Origin of the sequence: Rhodanobacter sp. DHB23 (assembly GCF_014842975.1) — a bacterium.
GTDB lineage: Bacteria > Pseudomonadota > Gammaproteobacteria > Xanthomonadales > Rhodanobacteraceae > Rhodanobacter_A.
The window spans coordinates 1-1,109 of the sequence record NZ_JACYXK010000002.1 but is presented as its reverse complement, the minus strand read 5'-3'; the positions used below and the strand labels follow the sequence as shown (position 1 = coordinate 1,109).

General features: G+C 65.8%; 1 protein-coding gene. It reads left to right on the top strand.

The features are described from left to right. Positions 1–3: 3 nt before the first annotated feature. The coding region (gene tuf, locus IHE47_RS00010) for an elongation factor Tu (RefSeq protein ID WP_192102875.1) at positions 4–1,109 on the top strand (1,106 nt) is incomplete at its 3' end.

Here is a 1,109-nt window from a genome sequence, read left to right as displayed (position 1 = left end):
GTCATGGCAAAGGGCAAGTTCGAGCGCACCAAGCCCCACGTGAACGTGGGCACGATTGGTCACGTGGACCACGGCAAGACGACGCTGACGGCGGCGCTGACGAAGGTCGGTGCGGAGCGCTTCGGCGGCGAATTCAAGGCCTACGACGCGATCGACGCGGCGCCGGAAGAGAAGGCGCGCGGCATCACGATCTCGACCGCGCACGTCGAGTACGAATCGCCGAGCCGCCACTACGCGCACGTGGACTGCCCGGGCCACGCCGACTACGTGAAGAACATGATCACGGGTGCGGCGCAGATGGACGGCGCGATCCTGGTGTGCTCGGCCGCGGACGGCCCGATGCCGCAGACGCGCGAACACATCCTGCTCAGCCGCCAGGTGGGCGTGCCGTACATCGTCGTGTTCCTGAACAAGGCCGACATGGTGGACGACGCCGAGCTGCTCGAGCTGGTCGAGATGGAAGTGCGCGAGCTGCTGTCGAAGTACGACTTTCCGGGCGACGACACCCCGATCATCAAGGGTTCGGCGAAGCTGGCGCTGGAAGGCGACCAGTCGGAGATCGGCGTGCCGGCGATCATCTCGCTGGTGGACGCGCTGGACACGTACATTCCGGAGCCGCAGCGTGCGATCGACCAGCCGTTCCTGATGCCGGTGGAAGACGTGTTCTCGATCTCGGGCCGCGGCACCGTGGTGACCGGCCGTATCGAGCGTGGCGTGATCAAGGTCGGTGACGAAATCGAAGTGGTGGGCATCCGTCCGACCCAGAAGACCACCGTGACCGGCGTGGAAATGTTCCGCAAGCTGCTGGACCAGGGCCAGGCGGGCGACAACGCGGGTCTGCTGCTGCGCGGCCTGAAGCGTGACGACGTGGAGCGCGGCCAGGTGCTGGCGAAGCCGGGCACGATCACCCCGCACACGGACTTCGAGGCCGAGGTGTACGTGCTGTCGAAGGACGAAGGCGGCCGTCATACCCCGTTCTTCAAGGGCTACCGTCCGCAGTTCTACTTCCGCACGACGGACGTGACCGGTGCGATCGAGCTGCCGGAAGGCGTGGAGATGGTCATGCCGGGCGACAACATCAAGATGGTGGTGAGCCTGATCCACCCGAT